The sequence below is a fragment of the Microlunatus speluncae genome, assembly GCF_009299835.1.
In the GTDB taxonomy this organism is placed as follows: domain Bacteria; phylum Actinomycetota; class Actinomycetes; order Propionibacteriales; family Propionibacteriaceae; genus Microlunatus; species Microlunatus speluncae.
In genome coordinates, this window is sequence record NZ_VKCZ01000007.1 from 51,967 (window position 1) to 68,944 (window position 16,978).

General features: G+C 69.4%; 16 protein-coding genes. 12 read left to right on the forward strand and 4 right to left on the reverse strand.

The genetic code is table 11. The annotated features are described in order from the left end of the window. Positions 1-11: 11 nt before the first annotated feature. The gene (locus FNH24_RS09865; protein ID WP_152362012.1) at positions 12-887 is read right to left on the reverse strand and encodes a helix-turn-helix transcriptional regulator; all 876 of its coding nucleotides are present in this window, start codon (positions 885-887) and stop codon (positions 12-14) included. 129 nt (positions 888-1,016) lie between these two features. Between FNH24_RS09865 and FNH24_RS09870 the strand changes: the two genes are divergently transcribed. The 3 genes from FNH24_RS09870 to FNH24_RS09880 all read left to right on the forward strand — a co-directional run bounded on the left by FNH24_RS09870 (position 1,017) and on the right by FNH24_RS09880 (position 3,307). Continuing rightward, positions 1,017-1,775 carry a phytanoyl-CoA dioxygenase family protein gene (locus FNH24_RS09870; protein ID WP_152362013.1) on the forward strand — a complete coding sequence of 253 codons (759 nt, stop codon included), beginning with the start codon at positions 1,017-1,019 and terminating at the stop codon, positions 1,773-1,775. A 10-nt stretch (positions 1,776-1,785) separates the two neighbouring features. Beyond that, positions 1,786-2,409, forward strand: a complete 624-nt coding sequence (locus tag FNH24_RS09875; protein WP_161606073.1) for a 2'-5' RNA ligase family protein — start codon at positions 1,786-1,788, stop codon at positions 2,407-2,409. Positions 2,410-2,572: 163 nt separating this feature from the next. After that, positions 2,573-3,307, forward strand: coding sequence for a hypothetical protein (locus tag FNH24_RS09880; protein WP_152362015.1), 735 nt, complete (start codon positions 2,573-2,575; stop codon positions 3,305-3,307). Here FNH24_RS09880 and FNH24_RS09885 read toward each other — a convergent pair. Both FNH24_RS09885 and FNH24_RS09890 read right to left on the reverse strand, forming a co-directional pair. Further along, a complete protein-coding gene (locus tag FNH24_RS09885; protein ID WP_152362016.1) occupies positions 3,247-4,227 on the reverse strand; it encodes a glycoside hydrolase family protein in 981 nt (326 codons plus the stop codon). The genes FNH24_RS09880 and FNH24_RS09885 overlap by 61 nt on opposite strands. A gap of 251 nt (positions 4,228-4,478) precedes the next feature. Then, positions 4,479-5,594 (reverse strand): ROK family transcriptional regulator, encoded by a 1,116-nt coding sequence (locus tag FNH24_RS09890; protein WP_152362017.1) that lies wholly within the window; start codon positions 5,592-5,594, stop codon positions 4,479-4,481. Positions 5,595-5,698: 104 nt separating this feature from the next. Between FNH24_RS09890 and FNH24_RS09895 the strand changes: the two genes are divergently transcribed. The 7 genes from FNH24_RS09895 to nagA all read left to right on the forward strand — a co-directional run bounded on the left by FNH24_RS09895 (position 5,699) and on the right by nagA (position 14,179). Continuing rightward, positions 5,699-7,000, forward strand: coding sequence for a DUF1479 domain-containing protein (locus FNH24_RS09895; protein WP_152362018.1), 1,302 nt, complete (start codon positions 5,699-5,701; stop codon positions 6,998-7,000). A gap of 91 nt (positions 7,001-7,091) precedes the next feature. Further along, on the forward strand, positions 7,092-8,279 hold the full coding sequence (locus tag FNH24_RS09900; RefSeq protein WP_217428138.1) for an enolase C-terminal domain-like protein: 1,188 nt from the start codon (positions 7,092-7,094) through the stop codon (positions 8,277-8,279). A 160-nt stretch (positions 8,280-8,439) separates the two neighbouring features. Further along, positions 8,440-9,789 carry an ABC transporter substrate-binding protein gene (locus tag FNH24_RS09905; protein ID WP_152362019.1) on the forward strand — a complete coding sequence of 450 codons (1,350 nt, stop codon included), beginning with the start codon at positions 8,440-8,442 and terminating at the stop codon, positions 9,787-9,789. 3 nt (positions 9,790-9,792) lie between these two features. Then, positions 9,793-10,776: a carbohydrate ABC transporter permease gene (locus FNH24_RS09910; RefSeq protein ID WP_152362020.1), complete on the forward strand. Its 984-nt coding sequence runs from the start codon at positions 9,793-9,795 to the stop codon at positions 10,774-10,776. Then, positions 10,763-11,635 carry a carbohydrate ABC transporter permease gene (locus tag FNH24_RS09915; RefSeq protein ID WP_152362021.1) on the forward strand — a complete coding sequence of 291 codons (873 nt, stop codon included), beginning with the start codon at positions 10,763-10,765 and terminating at the stop codon, positions 11,633-11,635. The genes FNH24_RS09910 and FNH24_RS09915 overlap by 14 nt, the downstream gene beginning before the upstream one ends. 40 nt (positions 11,636-11,675) lie before the next feature. Beyond that, on the forward strand, positions 11,676-13,010 hold the full coding sequence (locus FNH24_RS09920; protein WP_152362022.1) for a Gfo/Idh/MocA family protein: 1,335 nt from the start codon (positions 11,676-11,678) through the stop codon (positions 13,008-13,010). A gap of 2 nt (positions 13,011-13,012) precedes the next feature. Then, the gene (gene nagA / locus FNH24_RS09925) at positions 13,013-14,179 is read left to right on the forward strand and encodes an N-acetylglucosamine-6-phosphate deacetylase (RefSeq protein ID WP_152362023.1); all 1,167 of its coding nucleotides are present in this window, start codon (positions 13,013-13,015) and stop codon (positions 14,177-14,179) included. A gap of 484 nt (positions 14,180-14,663) precedes the next feature. Here nagA and FNH24_RS09930 read toward each other — a convergent pair whose 3' ends face one another. Beyond that, positions 14,664-15,029 (reverse strand): nuclear transport factor 2 family protein, encoded by a 366-nt coding sequence (locus FNH24_RS09930; RefSeq protein ID WP_152362024.1) that lies wholly within the window; start codon positions 15,027-15,029, stop codon positions 14,664-14,666. Positions 15,030-15,140: 111 nt separating this feature from the next. On the opposite strand from FNH24_RS09930, the gene FNH24_RS09935 reads away from it, so the two are divergent. After that, positions 15,141-15,950: an MmyB family transcriptional regulator gene (locus FNH24_RS09935; RefSeq protein WP_152362025.1), complete on the forward strand. Its 810-nt coding sequence runs from the start codon at positions 15,141-15,143 to the stop codon at positions 15,948-15,950. A gap of 237 nt (positions 15,951-16,187) precedes the next feature. Next, entirely contained in the window at positions 16,188-16,976 is a 789-nt protein-coding gene (locus tag FNH24_RS09940) for an alpha/beta fold hydrolase (protein ID WP_161606074.1), read from the forward strand. The last annotated feature ends 2 nt before the right edge of the window (positions 16,977-16,978 follow it).

Consider the following 16,978-nt stretch of genomic DNA (forward strand, 5'->3'; position numbering starts at 1 on the left):
GACCACAGATCCTAGTGTCCTGCGCCGGGAGTGCCCGGATTGGCTGCGATCCGGTCGAAGTCGAGCCGGCGCCGGTACTCCGTCGGCGAGATGCCGTAGACCTGACGGAACCGGCGGCTGGCGTAGTTCGGGTCCGGCCAGCCGACCCGGCGACCGATGCCGGCCACGGTGTCGTCGCGGCCGAGCAGCAGCACCGCGAACCGTTCCGCCCGGCTCCGGGTCAGCCAGCCGAGCGGCGTGCTGCCGACCTCGGCCCGAAACAGCCGGTGCAGCTGGGACGGAGACACCGCGGCACGAGCGGCCAGATCCTCGACCGTCCACGGCCGGGCCAGGTCGGCCGACATCTCGGTCAGCGCCACCTGCACCGGGCGGGTGATCATGGCCGACCCGGCCGCGGCGATGGTCAGCTCGGCCAGCCGGCCCAGCACGCAGCCGAGCAGGCTGCGCTGCACGATCGCCTGCGCCGACCCCGACGGCCGCTGCCCGCTCAGCTGATCCAGCCAGCCACAGACCTCAGCCAGCCGGCCCGGCGGGAGCGCGTCGGTGGACGCGCCGCCGTGCAACAGCAGCCGGACCAGCGCCGGATGCTGCAGGCACCAGGCGAGATCGGTCAACAGCAGCTGCGGGCCGAGATAGATGTTGATCACCGTGCAGTCCCGCACCCGGTCGAAGGCGTGCCAGTTGCCGGGCCGGACCGCCACCGCCTGGCCCCGGTTGAGCGACTGGGCACCGCCGGCGGTCCGGTGCTCGGCCCGGCCGTCGACGACCAGGGCCAACTCGTAGAAGTCGTGGATGTGCGGCGGCACCGGATCGGCGACCTCGACCCGGGCCGCCAGGATCGGATAGTCGGCGGCGGTGAACACGTTCGGCTCGCGGCGCAGCGTCATCGGTCCGCCTCCTCACCCGGTTGTGCAGGATCGTGCTAGTAACTGCCGAGTCTGTCCTGTCCGGTCCGCCGGGACAAGCGCAGGATGGAGACCGTACGCAATCCACGCACGCAAAGGAGCTGGACGGACATGACGACCACCGCCACCGAGACCCTGCTGGATCCGGAGACCGTCGCAAGCTATCGCCGGGACGGTTTCGTCCACATCCCCGGTGTGCTGGACGCCGCCGAGGTGGAGCGATTCCGCGCCGCCGCCCAGCACGAGTACGACACCGGCACCGCCCTCAACCGCGACGACCAGATCTTCAAGCAGGTGGTCAACGTCTGGACCTACAACGAGACCCTGCGCGACCTCACCCTGCACCCGAAGCTGGCCCGGCTGGCGACCGAGCTGGCCGGCATCCCGGTGCGGATCTGGCACGACCATCTGCTGATCAAGAAGCCGCACAACCAGGCACCGACCGAGTACCACCAGGACGCGCCCTACTGGCCGCATGCCAACTGCCGGCACAGCCTGTCGGCCTGGATCGCGTTGATCGACGTCCCGGTGGAGCGGGGCTGCATGACGTTCATCCCGGAGCAGCACGAACGACGCGACATCCGGCCGATCGACCTGACCGACGCCCACGACCTGTTCGAAGCGGCACCCGATCTGGTCTTCCACCGGCGGGTGACGCATCCGTTGCGGGCCGGCGACATCACGTTCCACAGTGGCTACACCCCGCACACCGCGAACTCCAACAACACCGACGAGTTCCGCTACGCGCACGTCAACATCTATGCCGATCGTGAACTGACGTACGACGGCAAGCCACACGTCTGCACCGATCCGCTGAACCTTACGGTCGGCCAGACCCTGCCGGATGATCATTTTCCGCCGGTCGGTTAACGTCGGTCCGGTGGGAGCACCGAATCATGCCGACCAGCTGCGCAACCACTGGTATTGGCGGCCCGGCTGGGGCATCGGCACCCGGTTCTACTACTGGCATCTGACCTGGGACGGCAAGTCCGAGCTGCACCGTCTGGTGGACGACTACCAGGCGGTGCTGGCTCCGGTTGCCGGGCTGGACCCGATCCCCCGGCCCTGGCTGCACATGACCCTGCAGGGCATCGGGTTCAGCAACGAGGTGCCCGATGATCAACTCGCGGAGCTGATCGAGCGGGCCCGCTCGGCGCTGTCCGGCCTGCGGTCGATCCCGGCCCGGTTCGATCGGCTCCGGATCTATTCCGAGGCCTTGGCGCTGGAGCCGGAGCCCGCCGAGTCGATCACCGCGCTGCGGCAGACCCTGCGCGAGGTGACTGCCGAGGTGATCGGCGAAGCCCCTGGCCGGGACGGCTTCACGCCGCACGTCAGCATCGCCTACGTCAACACCGATCAGCCGGCCGCCGCGACCGTCGCCGCAGTCGAGAGCATCAGCCCCGAGCCGGCCGAAGAGACCATCGGCGCGGTCACGCTGCTCGAGCAGCACCGCGACAACACCAGGTACGAGTGGCGCACCATCACCACCCTCCCGCTCCTCTGATCATCCACCTGGCCCACCACTCTCCCCGTACGCAAACGCGGCAGTTGGGACCAGACGCGGCCGTTGGAACGGCCGCGGATGACTGCAACTGACGCGTTTGTGCCTGGGGTGCGTGGCGGTTTCATATTTGTGAGTTATCGACATAGTGAATTATATTCACTACATGAGTACCGGAAGTGTCATCCGAGGAGGCACCACCGAGCGCGGGACCCGAGGTGGCCGGCCGAGCCTGCTCCGGCGGGCCGCGGCGATGGAGCGGGCGACCTGGGTCAATCTGGCCCGGTGGATCACCCGCCGGCCCGCGGTGCCGGACGGGGCGGAGGGGTTCCCCTACGCGGCGGCGATGAATCCGGTGCTGATCGCGTTCATCGCCGTCTCCGCGATCGAGATCCCGGTCGCCCACCTGCTGATCCCCTGGACCTGGCTGCAGATCATCGTGTTGATCATCGGGATCTGGGGTCTGGGATGGATGGTCGGACTGTTGGCCACGGTGCAGTTGCACCCGCACCTCGCCGACGGCACTGGGATTCGGATCCGGAACGCGAACCGGGCCGACCTCGCGATCCCCTGGGAGGCGGTGGCCTCGGTCGGTCAACGGCTGCGCTCGCTCGACTCCGGTAAGACCCTGCAACTGGAGGAGACCCGGGGCGGCACCGCCGTGATCGTCTGCGTCACCAGCCAGACCAACGTCGAGTTGCGACTCGACCGGCCGGTGATCTTCGAACTGCCGCAGGGCCCGGTCGAGGCGATCGAGGTGCGCTGCTACGCCGACGATCCGGCCGCCCTGGCCGCGGCGATCCGGGCCAGGATCACCCCGGCGAAGATCAACACGGCCGATCAGTCCGGGACGGCCAGGGGAAGGTCGAGCCAGGCCAGCCCGAGGTCCCGGCGCAGATGATCAATGCTGTCGCCGCCCGGCGCGTCGTAGAGCAGCGCCAGCCGGCCGCCGTACGCGATCACCGACGGCATCCCGACGCAGCGACTGGACCAGGAACACGACGAGCCGTCCAGCACCACGGCCTTGTCGTCGGGATTCCATGATCGCGGGTCGCGGCTCCAGTAGACCCAGATCGCGTCGGTGAACTCCGCACCGCGGTCGTCGATGCCGACATGGTTGGTGAACAGGAACCAGGTCCGGTTCGCCGGCTCGTAGTAGAGCGAAGAGTTCTCGATCTGCTCGGCCGGCGGCAGGATCGGCTCCGGGTCGATTTGCCAGGGCGCCGACAGCTCACGGGTCCGGGCGAGGCCGAGCGTCCGCAGCGGTCGCTCGGCACCGGCCGAGGCGGAGAAGAACTGCAGGAACTCCCCGTCGTCCTTGATCACCGCGCCGGGGCTCGCGGTGTCGGCGTAGTAGGTGCCCGGCTCCGGCCGGAACGGTTTCCGCTCAGGATCCTTGCGCCACGGCCCCGCCAGCCGATCTGCCGTGGCCGTGCAGGTCAGGTACGGAAACGCCGGGATCCGGCCCGGTGGCGGTGTCGCGTTCGGCGACCCGACATAGAACATGTGCCAGCCCTCGTCTCCGCGGACCACCCACGGCGACGACGCGGTGGCCGAATCATCGGCGCCAGGCGGACCAAGATCAAGAACCGGACCGTGCTTGGTCCATTGCATCAGGTCGGTGCCGGTCGCCAGACAGGCCAACCAGCCGGTCGGCCCGGCCCCGTCGTAGAAGAGATGGAAGACCCCGTCCTCGACCGCCACCGACGCCTCCCGGGCACCGAGCCCGTCCCAGCCGTCGCCGTGCCGGAGCACGACTCCGTGATCATGGACGGGCATCCGTCGCCGACAACCCGGCCGCCCGTCGGAGTACGTGCTCACCCCACGATCCTTGTCGATCAATCGAGCCGCATCCCCCCCTTCCGCCCAACGTTCCGCTCCCTGAGCCCGAATGCTCATGGGCCGAGCGGACCTGTCCCGGCCGCTCTCGACAAGCTCAGCCTGGTCCGCCGCTGGGTGCCGACCTCAGACTGAACACCACCGAGCACCGAACACCACCGACCTGCATGGGACGACCCGTCACAAGTGCGGCGCCACGCCGCAAGAATGGCCGCGGATATGACGGGAGTGCGTCAGGGTCGGGCCAGGACTTCGCGGGACAGGGCGCTGCGGGCGTGGGCACGGACGGCAGTGAGGGGAGCATCGATGGAGGTGGCGGCGGCTCGGATCGGGGCCCGGCGCGGTTGGGTCTGCAGGCGGTCGGCGACGGCGGTGAGCAGTCGTGCCTCGGTGCCCCAGGAGCCGCCGATGATGATCAACTCCGGGTCCAGCAGGGAGATCATCGTGACCAGGACTCCGCTGATCGCGGTGGCCACTGCGGCGGTCGTCCGAGCCGAGTCCGGGTCGTCCCCGGTCAGCCGGCGCAGCAGTTGATCGACATCGATCGCGGACGAGCCGGGCCGGTGCAGGCCGAGGTGTTCGAAGACCTCGGTGAAGGGCATGGCCCGGCCATCCGGCCCGACGGTGATCACGTGTGACACCTCGCCGGCGATGCCGCTGCGGCCCGGCCGGACGGCGCCGTCGCTGACGATCGCACCGCCCAGGCCGGCGCCGAGATAGAGATAGCCGAAGTCGGCCGGGCCGCCGTGCTCGAGCTCGGCCCGGGCAGCCCAGTGCACGTCGTTGTCGACCGTCACTGAGCCGCTGACGTACGGAGCGAGGACGGCCGGCGGGTCGAGTTCGCCGACCAGGAACGGTGAGTCGGGCAGCTCGACCAGCCGGCCGGTGGCGCGGTCCACCGGATCGGCCGCGCTGACCACCGCGAGCCGGGCCGGGCCGGAGTCGCCGATCGCGCGTTCGGCGGCCCGCGCCAGGGCCGCGGCGACCCCGGCCGGTTCAAGATCATCGGGAACGTTCTCGTCGGCCCGGGCCAGCGTCGCTCCGGACAGCTCGATCCGTTCGACCACGATCCCGGACGCGGTGACCTCGACGACGAGCGCGGTGCCGAGATCGTCGGCCAGCGCGAAATACGATCCGGCTCGGCCTCGGCCGGTTGAGCGCTCGCCGGTGTCCTGCAGCAGACCCTCGTCGGTCAACCGGCGCACGCTCTCGGCGATCGTCGGCTTGGAGATGCCGGTCCGCGCGGCCAGCTCGGCGCGGGTCAGCCGGCCCGCGGCCACCAGGGCGTTCAGCACGTGCTCGTCGGTCAGCGACCGGAGCAGGCCCAGCGACGGTTTGGCCAGGGACACGGACCGACCCTAACCGATTTGGGAAGGACTCTTGCCTAAACCGCGACGCGCGCCGTACGGTGACTTAAATAAGGAGTCCTTCCCAAACCTTGAGGAGCGTGACCATGTCAGCCCCCACCCGAAACGTTGCGAGCGACACCCGGCCCGGGCTACCGCACTGGGAATCGCCGCCGGCCGACCTGAAGGCCGCGATCACCGAACTCAAGCCGGCCCTGCGGGCCAGAATCGGAGCCTCCGGCCGCAGCGTCGAGGAGGTGTTCGCCGTCGTCGAGCAGCTGATCACCGAGCGGGTCGAGGAGATCGAGGCGGCCCGGCGGCGCGGCGACACGGTCTGGCCGGTGATCGACTACGCCGAGATCGAGGCCGGCACCGTGTCCGCCGAGGCGCTGGCCCGGCTGCACCGCCGCGGGTGCCTGGTGGTCCGCGGCCACTTCCCGCGCGAGCAGGCCCTGGCCTGGGATGCCGCCACCGTCGACTACGTCGAGTCCAACCGGTTCTTCGAGAACTATCGCGGGCCCGGCGACGACTTCTTCGGCAGCGTCGGGTCGAAGCCCGAGATCTATCCGATCTACTGGTCACCGGCCCAGATGCAGGCCCGGCAGAGCGACCGGATGGCCACCGTCCAGGCCTTCCTCAACCGGCAGTGGCGCAGCGAATCCGACGGCGTCCGATGGTTCGATCCCGGCCGCGACTCGCTCTACCCCGACCGGATCCGCCGTCGGCCGCCCGGCACCGACTCCGGCGGGCTCGGCACCCACCTCGATCCGGGGACGCTCGATCTCTGGATGACCGAGGGAAACCAGCGTGCGTTCCGGCATCTGTTCGACGGCACGGTCGAGGAGTACGACCCGTGGGACGCCGCCCACCGCACCTCCGGTCCGCAGTATCCGGGCAGCACCATGTGCTCGGCATTCCGCACCTTCCAAGGCTGGACCGCCCTCTCCGACATGGACCATGATCAGGGCGTCCTGCACACGGTGCCGATCCCGGAGGCGATGGCGTACCTGATGCTGCGGCCGCTGCTGTCCGACGTGCCGGCCGACGACCTGTGCGGCGTCACCACCGGTCAGGTCTTCCCCGCCCTGGAGCGTTGGCATTCCCTGCTGCTGCGGGCGATCAGCGGCATCCCCGACGTCCGCGCCGGCGACTCGGTGTGGTGGCACTGCGACCTGATCCACAGCGTCGCGCCGGTCACCGGCCAACAGGGCTGGGGCAACGTCATGTACATCCCGGCCGCACCCTGGTGCCCCCGCAACGAGGCGTACGCGAGCGAGGTGCGTGCGGCGTTCGAGAGCGGCTCCAGCCCGAGCGACTTCCCGGCCGAGCATTACGAACGCGACTGGGCCGACCGGTTCTCCGCCGCCGAGCTCAACCGGACCGGCCGCCGCGGGATGGGGCTCGGGTGACGCCCTGATGTCCCGACAGGAAGGACGACGTCAAGATCATCACCGCCGTCCTGGCTAGTCTCGGGCTGCCGACACGATGGAGGAGAGCCCGATGGTGATGACCGAGCAGACCGGCCCGCGCGACGTCGCGGAATCGGCCGCGACCAAGATCAGCCGGGTCGAGTTGATCTTGTTCCGTTATCCGATGGTCGGGGTCCAGGGCGGCATCGACATGCCCGGCGTGACCACCCACCGGACCCGGATGGCGATCACCGTCGAGACCGCGGACGGCGCGACCGGCAGCTACGTCGGCGGCCAGGCCAACTCGCTGGCCCAGGCCACGGCCTGCGCCCGCACCATCCTCGGGATGGACGGCTTCGCCCGCGAGCTGGCGTACGAGAAGATCCGGCGGCAGCTGCGCAAGGAGGACCGGATGGGCGCCGGGGTGATCGACATCGCCCTCTGGGACCTGGCCGGGAAGCGGCTCGGCGCCTCAGTGGCCAGCCTGCTCGGCGGCGGCCAGGACCGGGTCAAGGCCTACGCCAGCACCTGGTTCGGCGGCGACACCGGCGGCCTGGCCAGCCCCGAGGCGTACGCCGACTTCGCCGAGGCCTGCTACGCCAAGGGCTATCGCGCGTTCAAGATGCACGGCTGGAGCGACGGCGGCATCGACCGCGACATCGCGGCGGTGCTCGAGCTGGGCCGCCGGGTCGGTGGCCGGATGGCGCTGATGCACGACTCGGCCTGCAGCTTCCGCACCTTCGGCGACGCGGTCGCGGTCGGCCGGGCCTGCGACGAGGCCGGCTTCTTCTGGTACGAGGATCCGTACAGCGACGGCGGGCTGGCGGCGCACTCGCATCGCCGGCTGCGCGAGTTGATCAAGACCCCGCTGCTGCTCGGCGAGCACGTCCGCGGCCTGGAATCCCTGGCCAATCTGGTGCTGGCCGACGGCACCGACTTCGTCCGGGCCGATCCCGACTTCGACATGGGCATCACCGGCACGATGAAGATCGCGCACTTCGCCGAGGCGCTCGGCCTGGACGTCGAACTGCACGCGCCGGGCCCGGCGCACCGGCACTGCATGGCGGCGATCCGCAACACCAACTTCTACGAGTTGTCCATGGTCGGCCCGTCCGGCGCCCACTTCAGCGCCCCGGTCTACACCTGCGGCTATTCCGATCATCTGGACGACGTGAGCCCCGACGGGACCTTCCCGGTGCCGACCGGGCCGGGCCTCGGTGTGACGTACGACTGGGACTACATCCGGCAGAACGCGACCGCGCAGACCGTCGTCGAGTAGCCGGCGGCGCAGGAGACGACGCCGCCGGCTCAGGTTCCGGCGGCGTTGCAGTTTGCAGCCATCTGGATTCCAGGGTCCTGCAAACCGTTGACGTTTGCTGAAAATTGCTGCAAGCTCACGCTATCTCCTGCACCGCAACGCTGCACGAAAGCGAGCAGACATGCCCGGACCTCACGACGGCGGCATTCGGAGTGCCGGCCACGGAATCACTCGTCGGGCCTTCGTCGCGGGAGCAGCGATGCTCCCCGTGGCCGCGGCCGGCTGCGGCAATGATCAGGGCGGCGGTTCGCCCGGCGCCATCCGGATGACCTGGTGGGGCAACGAGGATCGGGCGAAGATCACCCAGCAGGCCCTCGACCTGTTTCAGACCAAGCATTCCGACATCACCGTCGAGCGCGAATACACCGGTTCCTTCGACGATTACTGGGACCGGATCGCGACCCAGACGGCCGGCGGCAACTCCCCCGACGTGATCCAGATGTCGACCAGCTACATCGTCGAGTACGGGGATCGCGGCGCCCTGCTCGACCTGGCGCCACACCTGGATCAGGCGATCCCGACGACGGACCTGGCCAAGGGCTCGCTCGATCCGTACCGCACCGGGAGCGGAGTCTTCGGCATCCCCTGGGTCGGCAACGTCTGGACCTTGATCTACAACGAGAAGGTGCTCCAGGACGCCGGCATCGACCCGCCCGGCGATGATCTTCAGGCCTGGACCTGGGAGTCGTTCGAGGCGCTGGCGCAGCAGCTCGGCGACGCGACGCCGGACGACGTGCACGGCATCCTCGACTTCGGCGGCCAGTCGACCACCTTCGAGGTCTGGGTACGCCAGCAGGGCAAGGCGCTGTTCACCGAGGACCGCAGGCTCGGCTTCGAGCAGGCCGACCTGGCCGCGTTCTGGGGCCTGGCCGACCGGATGCGCCGGTCGGGCGCCTCGACGCCGCCAGACGTCACCTCGGCCGCCGGCGACACCCTGGAACAGAATCCGATGGCCAAGAACCAGACCGGGTTGATCTTCTATTGGTCCAACCAGATCGTCGGCCTGACCGAGGTCGGCGGCGGCCCGGAGCAGGTCCCGCTGCAACTGATCCGGGTGCCCGGCGAGTCGCCGACGCCGAGCCAGAACGTGCACGCCAGCCAACTGCTGAGCGCCTCGGCCAAGACCAAGAATCCCGAGGCCTGCGCGACCTTGATCGACTTCCTGCTGAACGATCCGGAGGCCGGCGCGATCCTCGGCTCGAACCGCGGCACCCCGCTGAACGAGAAGGTGGCGGAGTCGATCAAGGGGACGGTGGAGCCGGTCGAGACCCAGGAGATCGACTTCATCGCCGCCCAGTCCGACACGTTCGCCCCGGCACCGGCGCCCTATCCGGTCGGCGGCGGCGAGATCACCGACGGCATCTTCCTCCGGGTGTACGAGGAGCTGATGTACGGCCGGAGCTCGATCGACCAGGCCGCGGCGAGCTTCTTCGAGCAGGCCGAGCAGGTGCTGGCTCGCGGCGGCAAGTGATCCATGATCATCGACGACACCGAATGGGCGGGCCGCGGCCCGGCCGGGCCGGTCGCCCGGCTGGCGGGGCGACTGACCCCGCGGCCGAACCCGTCGCGGCCCAGCCGCGGGCAGCAGGAGAACGCCGCCGGTTATCTGTTCCTGCTGCCGTGGTTCGCCGGCCTGTTGTTGATCACCCTGATCCCGCTCGGCGCCTCGCTCTACCTGTCGTTCACCGACTACAGCATCCTCCAGCCGCCGGGCTGGATCGGGCTGGAGAACTACCGGCGGATGTTCTTCGACGATCCCCGGCTGCTGAAGTCGCTCGCCGTCACCGTGATCTACGTCGTCGTCTCGGTGCCGTTGTCGCTGATCTTCGCCCTGGTGCTGGCCCTGGTGCTGGACAGCGGACTGCGCGGGCTCACCTTCTACCGGGCCGTCTACTACCTGCCGTCGCTGCTCGGCAGCAGCGTCGCGATCGCGATCCTGTGGCGCCAGGTCTTCGGCGCCGACGGACTGCTGAACGGCCTGCTCGGGGTGGTCGGCATCCAGGGTCCGGCCTGGATCACCGATCCGGACTATTCGCTGTCCACCCTGATCGTGCTGCACATCTGGAGCTTCGGCTCGCCGATGATCATCTTCCTGGCCGGGCTGCGGCAGATCCCGACCGAGCTGTATGAGGCGGCCCGGGTGGACGGCGCCGGGACCTGGTCGCGGCTGTTCCGGATCACCATCCCGCTGCTCACGCCGGTGATCTTCTTCAACCTGGTGCTGCAGATGATCGGCGCCTTCCAGTCGTTCACCGGGGCGTTCATCGTCAGCGGCGGCAGCGGCGGGCCGGCCGACTCGACCTTGTTCTACTCGCTCTACCTGTACGAACGGGCGTTCACCAACTTCGACATGGGTTACGCCTCAGCCATGGCCTGGGTCTTGTTGCTGATCATCGCCGCGATGACGGGGCTCAACTTCCTGGTCGGCCGGAAGTGGGTGTTCTATGGCGATCAGTAGCCTCCGCCGGCCGATCCGGCGCGGCCACGGGCTGTCCCCCGGCAAGAAGGCCGTGCTGTATGTGCTGATCGCGCTGGCCGGCGCCACCATGCTCTATCCGCTGTTGTGGATGCTGTCCAGCTCGTTCAAGCCGACCTCGCTGATCTTCAGCCAGCCGTCGCTGATCCCGTCGGCGGTGACGCTGGAGAACTACACCGACGGCTGGTCGTCCTTCCAGGTGCCGTTCGGCCGGTATTTCCTCAACTCGCTGCTCATCTCCGTCGCCTGTGTGGTCGGCAACGTGGTCTCCTGCTCGCTGGTCGCCTACTCCTTCGCCCGGCTCCGCTACCGGGCCAAGGCGGTCTGGTTCTCGATCATGTTGCTGACGATCATGATCCCGTATCACGTGGTGATCATCCCGCAGTATGTGATGTTCTCCGAGCTGGACTGGATCAACACCTTCAACCCGCTGATCGTGCCCAAGTTCCTGGCCACCGACTCGTTCTTCATCTTCCTGATGGTGCAGTTCATCCGCGGCATCCCGCGGGACCTGGACGAGGCGGCCAAGATCGACGGCGCCGGCCCGGGCCGGATCTACGCCATGATCATCCTGCCGCTGATGATGCCGGCCCTGGCCACGACGGCGATCTTCACCTTCATCTGGACCTGGAACGACTTCTTCTCCCCGCTGGTCTATCTGACCGACCAGCGGATGTTCACCATCCCGGTCGCGCTGCGCAGCTTCCTGGACGCGACCTCGCAGTCGTCCTGGGGACCGCTGTTCGCGATGTCCATCCTGTCCCTGATCCCGATCTTCGCGATCTTCCTGTTCGGTCAGCGGTTCCTGATCAAGGGCATCGCGACGACCGGCATCCGTTGACCCGGGAGCCCCGACCCCGAACGCCGAGCTGAGGAGCACCATGGAACCGAGCAGGACGAATCCAGCCGAGGGCAAGACCCGCTACGCGGTGTGCGGCCTGAGTCGCCGCGCGATCGGCATGTTCGTCCGCCCGCTGCTGAAGCCGGACGGCACCGCCGGCCGGGGTGACTTCGCCGATGGCGGCGAGATCGTGGCCCTGCTGGACGTCGATCAGGCCCGGCTCGCCGCCTTCAACGACCGGGAGCGGGTGGACCTCCCCGGCTTCGGGCCGGACCAGTTCGACACGATGATCAGCGAGACCCGGCCGGATGCGGTGATCGTCACCGGGCCGGACGGCAGTCATGCCGACTATCTGGTCCGGGCGTTGGAACACGACCTCGACGTGATCTGCGAGAAGCCGATGGTGATCGACTGCGAGCAGGCCAAGGCGGTGCTGGCGGCCGAGCGGACCAGTCGGGGAACGGTGCGGGTCACCCACAACTCGCGCTACCGCGAGCCGCACCAGGTGATGCGGAGAATGATCAAGGACGGCTGGCTGGGCCGGATCACCAACGTCGAGTTCGTGCACAACCTCGACACCTATCACGGGACCAGCTACTTCTACCGCTGGAACCGCTACCGGGACCAGTCCGGCGGGCTGACGATCACCAAGGCGGTGCATCACTTCGACCTGATCAACTGGCTGCTCGGCGACGTGCCGGACCAGGTCTTCGCCTACGGCGCGCTGAACTACTACGGCAAGAACGGCGCCCACAACCCGTCGATCAAGGACGGGGTCGACTACGACCACGACGAGCAGCGGCGGCGGGATCCGTACTACCAGCGCTGGCACGTGCCGGGCGGCGAGGTCCGCGATGATCACCTGTCCGGCCGGGACGCGCTGCCGTACGACGTGCAGTATCCGCCGGGATCATCGCTGTACATCTACGACGACGACATCGAGATCGAGGACACCTACTCGGCAGTGGTCCGGTATCGCAGCGGTGCCTCGATGTCGTACTCGCTGAACCTGTCGGCGGCCTGGGAGGGCTACGTGCTGGCGATCAACGGGACCGAGGGGCGGATCGAGACCACCCACTACACGGCGCCGGACCGCTGCCCGTTCCCGGCGACCGACCGGCAGCCGATCACCTATCTGCCGTTGTTCGGCGAGCGTCAGGTGCACGAGACCCGGCGGCTGCCCGGCAGCCACAACGGCTCCGATCTGCAGCTCCGGCAGGACCTGTTCACCCGCCAGGGCGCGGCCGCCCCCGATCCGCTCGGGCTCCGGGCCAGCAGCCGGGAGGGCGCGCTGGCGGTCGCGGTCGGCGAGGCGATGTGGCGGTCGGTGCGCAGTGGCGCACCGGTGGACATCGCGGCCCTGCTCGACGCGTGATCATGAGCGGATCGATCGCGCTGATCAACGGCCGGGTGGTGCTGCCCGACCGGGTCGATGATCGACTCGCGGTCGTCTGCACCGGGCCGACGATCACCGCCCTGCTGCCGCCCGACGAGCTCGATCCGGCATTGCCGACGGTGGACGTGGGAGGCCGGTTCGTCACCCCCGGCCTGATCGATCTGCACGTCCACGGCGGGCTCGGGCACAGCTTCGGCGACGGCACCGAGCAGGCCTTCACCGAACTGCTCGCCCACTATGCCCGGTGCGGCATCACCGCGGTCCAGCCGACCTTCGGTTCGGCGCCGCTGGACCAGTTGACCCGCGGCCTGGACCGGCTGCGGTCCTGGGTCGGTTCCGACCGGCCGGGCTGCCGGGTGATCGGGGCGCACCTGGAGGGCCCGTACTTCAGTGAGCGGCAACGCGGGGCCCATCATCCCGATCACCTGCGCTCGCCGGACGACGGCAGTGCCGACCGGCTGTTGGCCTACGCCGACGTGGTCTCCATGATCAGCATCGCGCCCGAGCTGCCCGGCGCGATCGACCTGGTCGGCCGGATCATCGACGCCGGCATCATCGCCGCCGCCGGCCACAGCGACGGCCGCGACACCGACCTGCGAGCGGCGATCGATGCCGGGCTCAGTCACGTCATCCATCTGTGGAGCGGTCAGTCGATGACCATCCGGGAAGGCCCCTGGCGCCGGCCCGGGATGGTCGAGGCGTCGCTGGCCGCGACCGAGATCACCGCGGAGATCATCGCCGACAACCGGCACCTGCCGCCGACCCTGATGCGGCTCGCCCACCAGTGCCTCGGCCCCCGGCTCTGTGCCGTCTCGGACGCGACCAGCGGAGCCGGACTGCCCGATGGCACGGTCTTCGGCCCGGACCGCCGTCGGGTCGTCTCCGACGGAGTCGCCATGCTGACCGACGGCACCTCCTTCGCCGGCAGCACGACCTTGATCAACCAGATGATCCCGGTGCTCCGCGACGTCGTCGGCCTCCCACTCCCGGAGGCCGTCGCCATGGCCTCGACCGTGCCGGCCCGGATCGCCGGAATCGATGATCATCAGGGCCGGATCGCGGTCGGCCTGGCCGCCGACCTCGCCGTCTTCGACCCCGATTTCACCGCCTGGCGCACCATGATCGCCGGCTCCTGGGTCGCCGACTGACTGGGACTGGTTCTCCCTGGGCCTGGCGAAGGGAGCCCTGCTTGTTCCGTTCCCTGAGCCTGTCGAAGGGCAGGCCAGACCGTTCTGCCGCGGTTTCGGCCGCCGGGGGTGCTTCGGGATCATCGAGTGTGACCTTTTCCACCTCGATCGTCGGTTTTCAGGTGGGAAACTTCACTGTCGATGATCGACATAACTCCTCGACGCCTCGGCGAGGTGCAGGATCGGTCGAGAAGGACTACCGGCGGCACCGGCCATCGCAGGAACCGGCGCCCGGCCGCGAGACGGACCGACCGCAACAATCCGCCCGCCCTTTGCTGCGTCTTTCCCGGCCGTCAGGCCGAAGCTCCCGGGAGAACGGCGCGGTCTGGTCTGCCCTTCGACAGGCTCAGGGAACGGAACAAGCCCGGTGCAGAACGTTCGTTCCCCGAGCCTGTCGAAGGTGGGGATCATCCTTGCCCTTCGACAGGGCGCAGGAACGAGCGGATCAGCCGGGCACGCGGTCCAGGAAGCCGAGGACGGTGTGCAGCCGGCCGTCGGCATCGACCGTGGCGACGTCGAAGCCTACGATCGGGGCCGGATCGGCGCCCTCGGGCCCGAGCTCCCAGGTGAACCGCAGCTGCTGGTGGTGGGCGTCCACCGGGCCGGCGAGCCGGAACACGAAGCCGGGGAACTGCTGCTGCACGGCGCCGATGGTCGCGTCGATCGCGTCCCGGCCCTCGGCGTCGACCATCGGGTCGGTGTAGCGGGCGTCGGCCGCCCACAGTTCGTCGACCGCGGCCCGCCGGCTGACCGGGTCGGTGTCGTTCCAGCAGGCGAGGTAGCGGTCGGCGAGGGTGGTGAGGTCAGTCATTGTTGCTCCTTCGTTGTTGTCGATGAGCACCAGCCTGAATCACCCAGGTAATCGCCACAATTACCTCTTAGGTAGTCGTACGGCTTCCGCGCCGGAGCTAGGCTCGCGCCCATGAACACCGCGCCCGGACCGACCCGACGACCCGGCGCCGGCCCGCTGCTGCGTGACTGGCGGGCCCGGCGGCGACGCAGCCAGCTCGACCTGTCGCTGGACGCCGGGGTGTCGGCCCGGCACCTGAGCTTCGTCGAGACCGGGCGGGCAGCGCCGAGTCGGCCACTGCTGCTGGCCCTGGCCGAGTCGCTGGAGGTGCCGCTGCGGGAACGCAACGCCATGCTGCTGGCGGCCGGGTTCGCGCCGACCTTCCCGACGGCGGACCTGGCCGATGATCAACTCCGCCCGGTCCGGGACGCGCTGCAGCACCTGCTGACCGGCCAGCTGCCCTATCCGGCGCTGGTGGTCGACCGCTGGGGTGACGTCCAGCTGACCAACGCGGCGATCGCGCCGCTGCTGGTCGGCGTCGCCGAGGAGCTGCTGAGCACGCCGATCAACGTCTACCGGCTGAGCCTGCACCCGCACGGCCTGGCCCCGCGGATCCGCAACCTGACCGACTGGGCCGGGCATCTGGTCGACCGGCTGGCCCGGCAGAGCCGGCAGACCGGCGATCCGCGACTGGCCGCCCTGCTGGACGAGGTCCGCGGCTACCCGGCCGGGCAGACCCCGGCCGACGACTCCGACCCGCTGCGGGACGTGTTGATCACCCTGCACCTTGATCATCCGGCCGGCGAACTGCGGCTGATCAGCACGATCACCAACTTCGGCGCCCCGCACGACGTCACCCTGTCCGAGCTCGGCGTCGAATCCTTCTTCCCGGCCGACGCCGCGACCCGCGCGACCCTGCAACGCCTGGCCGAGCCCACCTAACAGCCCCGCGACCCGTCACCTCCGCGGCCATTTCTGCGGCGTGTCGAAGCGGAGGTGACGGCTCGGTCGGTCGGTCCGGCCACGGGGTCCGGTTGATCATGCCCTGGAATCCGACCGCCAGGCGACCGGAGTCCTCGATTTTCGCGGCGTGTCCCGATGGTGTCCGTGACTGGCGGTCGAATTCCAGGGAGGAACCTCCTTGCTCACCGATCAAGATCACCGTGTCAGGATCATCCCGTGACCCTCTTCGTGGCCGAGGCCGGTGATCGCGGGGCGCCCGCGGTGGTGCTGTTGCACGGCGCCGGGACGAGCGGCTGGATGTGGGCCCGGCAGGCCGCGGTCCTGGCCGGCGAGCTGCACCTGCTGATCCCCGACCTGCCCGGCCACGGCCGCAGCAACGGCATTCCCTGGACTTCGATCGCCGACACGGCAACGGCGGTCACGGACCTGGTCGCCGAACGCACCGCCGACGGCCGGGCCCACGTCGTCGGGCTCTCCCTCGGCGGCTACGTCGGCCTGCACCTGGCCGCCGGCACATCCTGGCCGACCGGGCTGATCGTCAGTGGCTCCAGCGTGCTGCCGTTTCCGAACCGGCGCTTGATCCGGTTGATCACCGCGGCCATGACGCCGTTCCTCCGGTCGAGCGCCCTGCTCCGGGCCAACGCCAAGGTGCTGCGGGTGCCCGCCGAGGACTTCGCCGACTACCGGGCCGCGGCGCTGGCCACGAACGGCCGCACCGTGCGCCGGGTCACCGCCGAGGCGACCTCCTTCCGGCTGCCGGCCGGCGCCGGGACCTCGGACTGCCCGGTGCTGGCAGTCGCCGGCGGCGACGAGCACGAGCTGGTCCGCCGCTCGGTGCCGGTGATCGCCGCCGGCTTCCCGCACGGCGAGGGCCGACTGATCACCGGCGTCGGCCATGCCTGGAACGGCGAGCGTCCGGACGTGTTCAGCGCGATGATCAAGGCCCGGGTCCTCGGCGGCGAACTGCCCGAATCCCTGCAGCCGGTCGACCCTGAGCCCGCCTGACC

Coding starts and splice junctions, on each gene's coding strand:
- FNH24_RS09865 (WP_152362012.1), bottom strand. CDS start 887: ATGACGCTGCGCCGCGAGCCGAACGTGTTCACCGCCGCCGACTATCCG.
- FNH24_RS09870 (WP_152362013.1), top strand. CDS start 1,017: ATGACGACCACCGCCACCGAGACCCTGCTGGATCCGGAGACCGTCGCA.
- FNH24_RS09880 (WP_152362015.1), top strand. CDS start 2,573: ATGAGTACCGGAAGTGTCATCCGAGGAGGCACCACCGAGCGCGGGACC.
- FNH24_RS09895 (WP_152362018.1), top strand. CDS start 5,699: ATGTCAGCCCCCACCCGAAACGTTGCGAGCGACACCCGGCCCGGGCTA.
- FNH24_RS09900 (WP_217428138.1), top strand. CDS start 7,092: ATGGTGATGACCGAGCAGACCGGCCCGCGCGACGTCGCGGAATCGGCC.
- FNH24_RS09905 (WP_152362019.1), top strand. CDS start 8,440: ATGCCCGGACCTCACGACGGCGGCATTCGGAGTGCCGGCCACGGAATC.
- FNH24_RS09910 (WP_152362020.1), top strand. CDS start 9,793: ATGATCATCGACGACACCGAATGGGCGGGCCGCGGCCCGGCCGGGCCG.
- FNH24_RS09915 (WP_152362021.1), top strand. CDS start 10,763: ATGGCGATCAGTAGCCTCCGCCGGCCGATCCGGCGCGGCCACGGGCTG.
- FNH24_RS09920 (WP_152362022.1), top strand. CDS start 11,676: ATGGAACCGAGCAGGACGAATCCAGCCGAGGGCAAGACCCGCTACGCG.
- nagA (WP_152362023.1), top strand. CDS start 13,013: ATGAGCGGATCGATCGCGCTGATCAACGGCCGGGTGGTGCTGCCCGAC.
- FNH24_RS09930 (WP_152362024.1), bottom strand. CDS start 15,029: ATGACTGACCTCACCACCCTCGCCGACCGCTACCTCGCCTGCTGGAAC.
- FNH24_RS09935 (WP_152362025.1), top strand. CDS start 15,141: ATGAACACCGCGCCCGGACCGACCCGACGACCCGGCGCCGGCCCGCTG.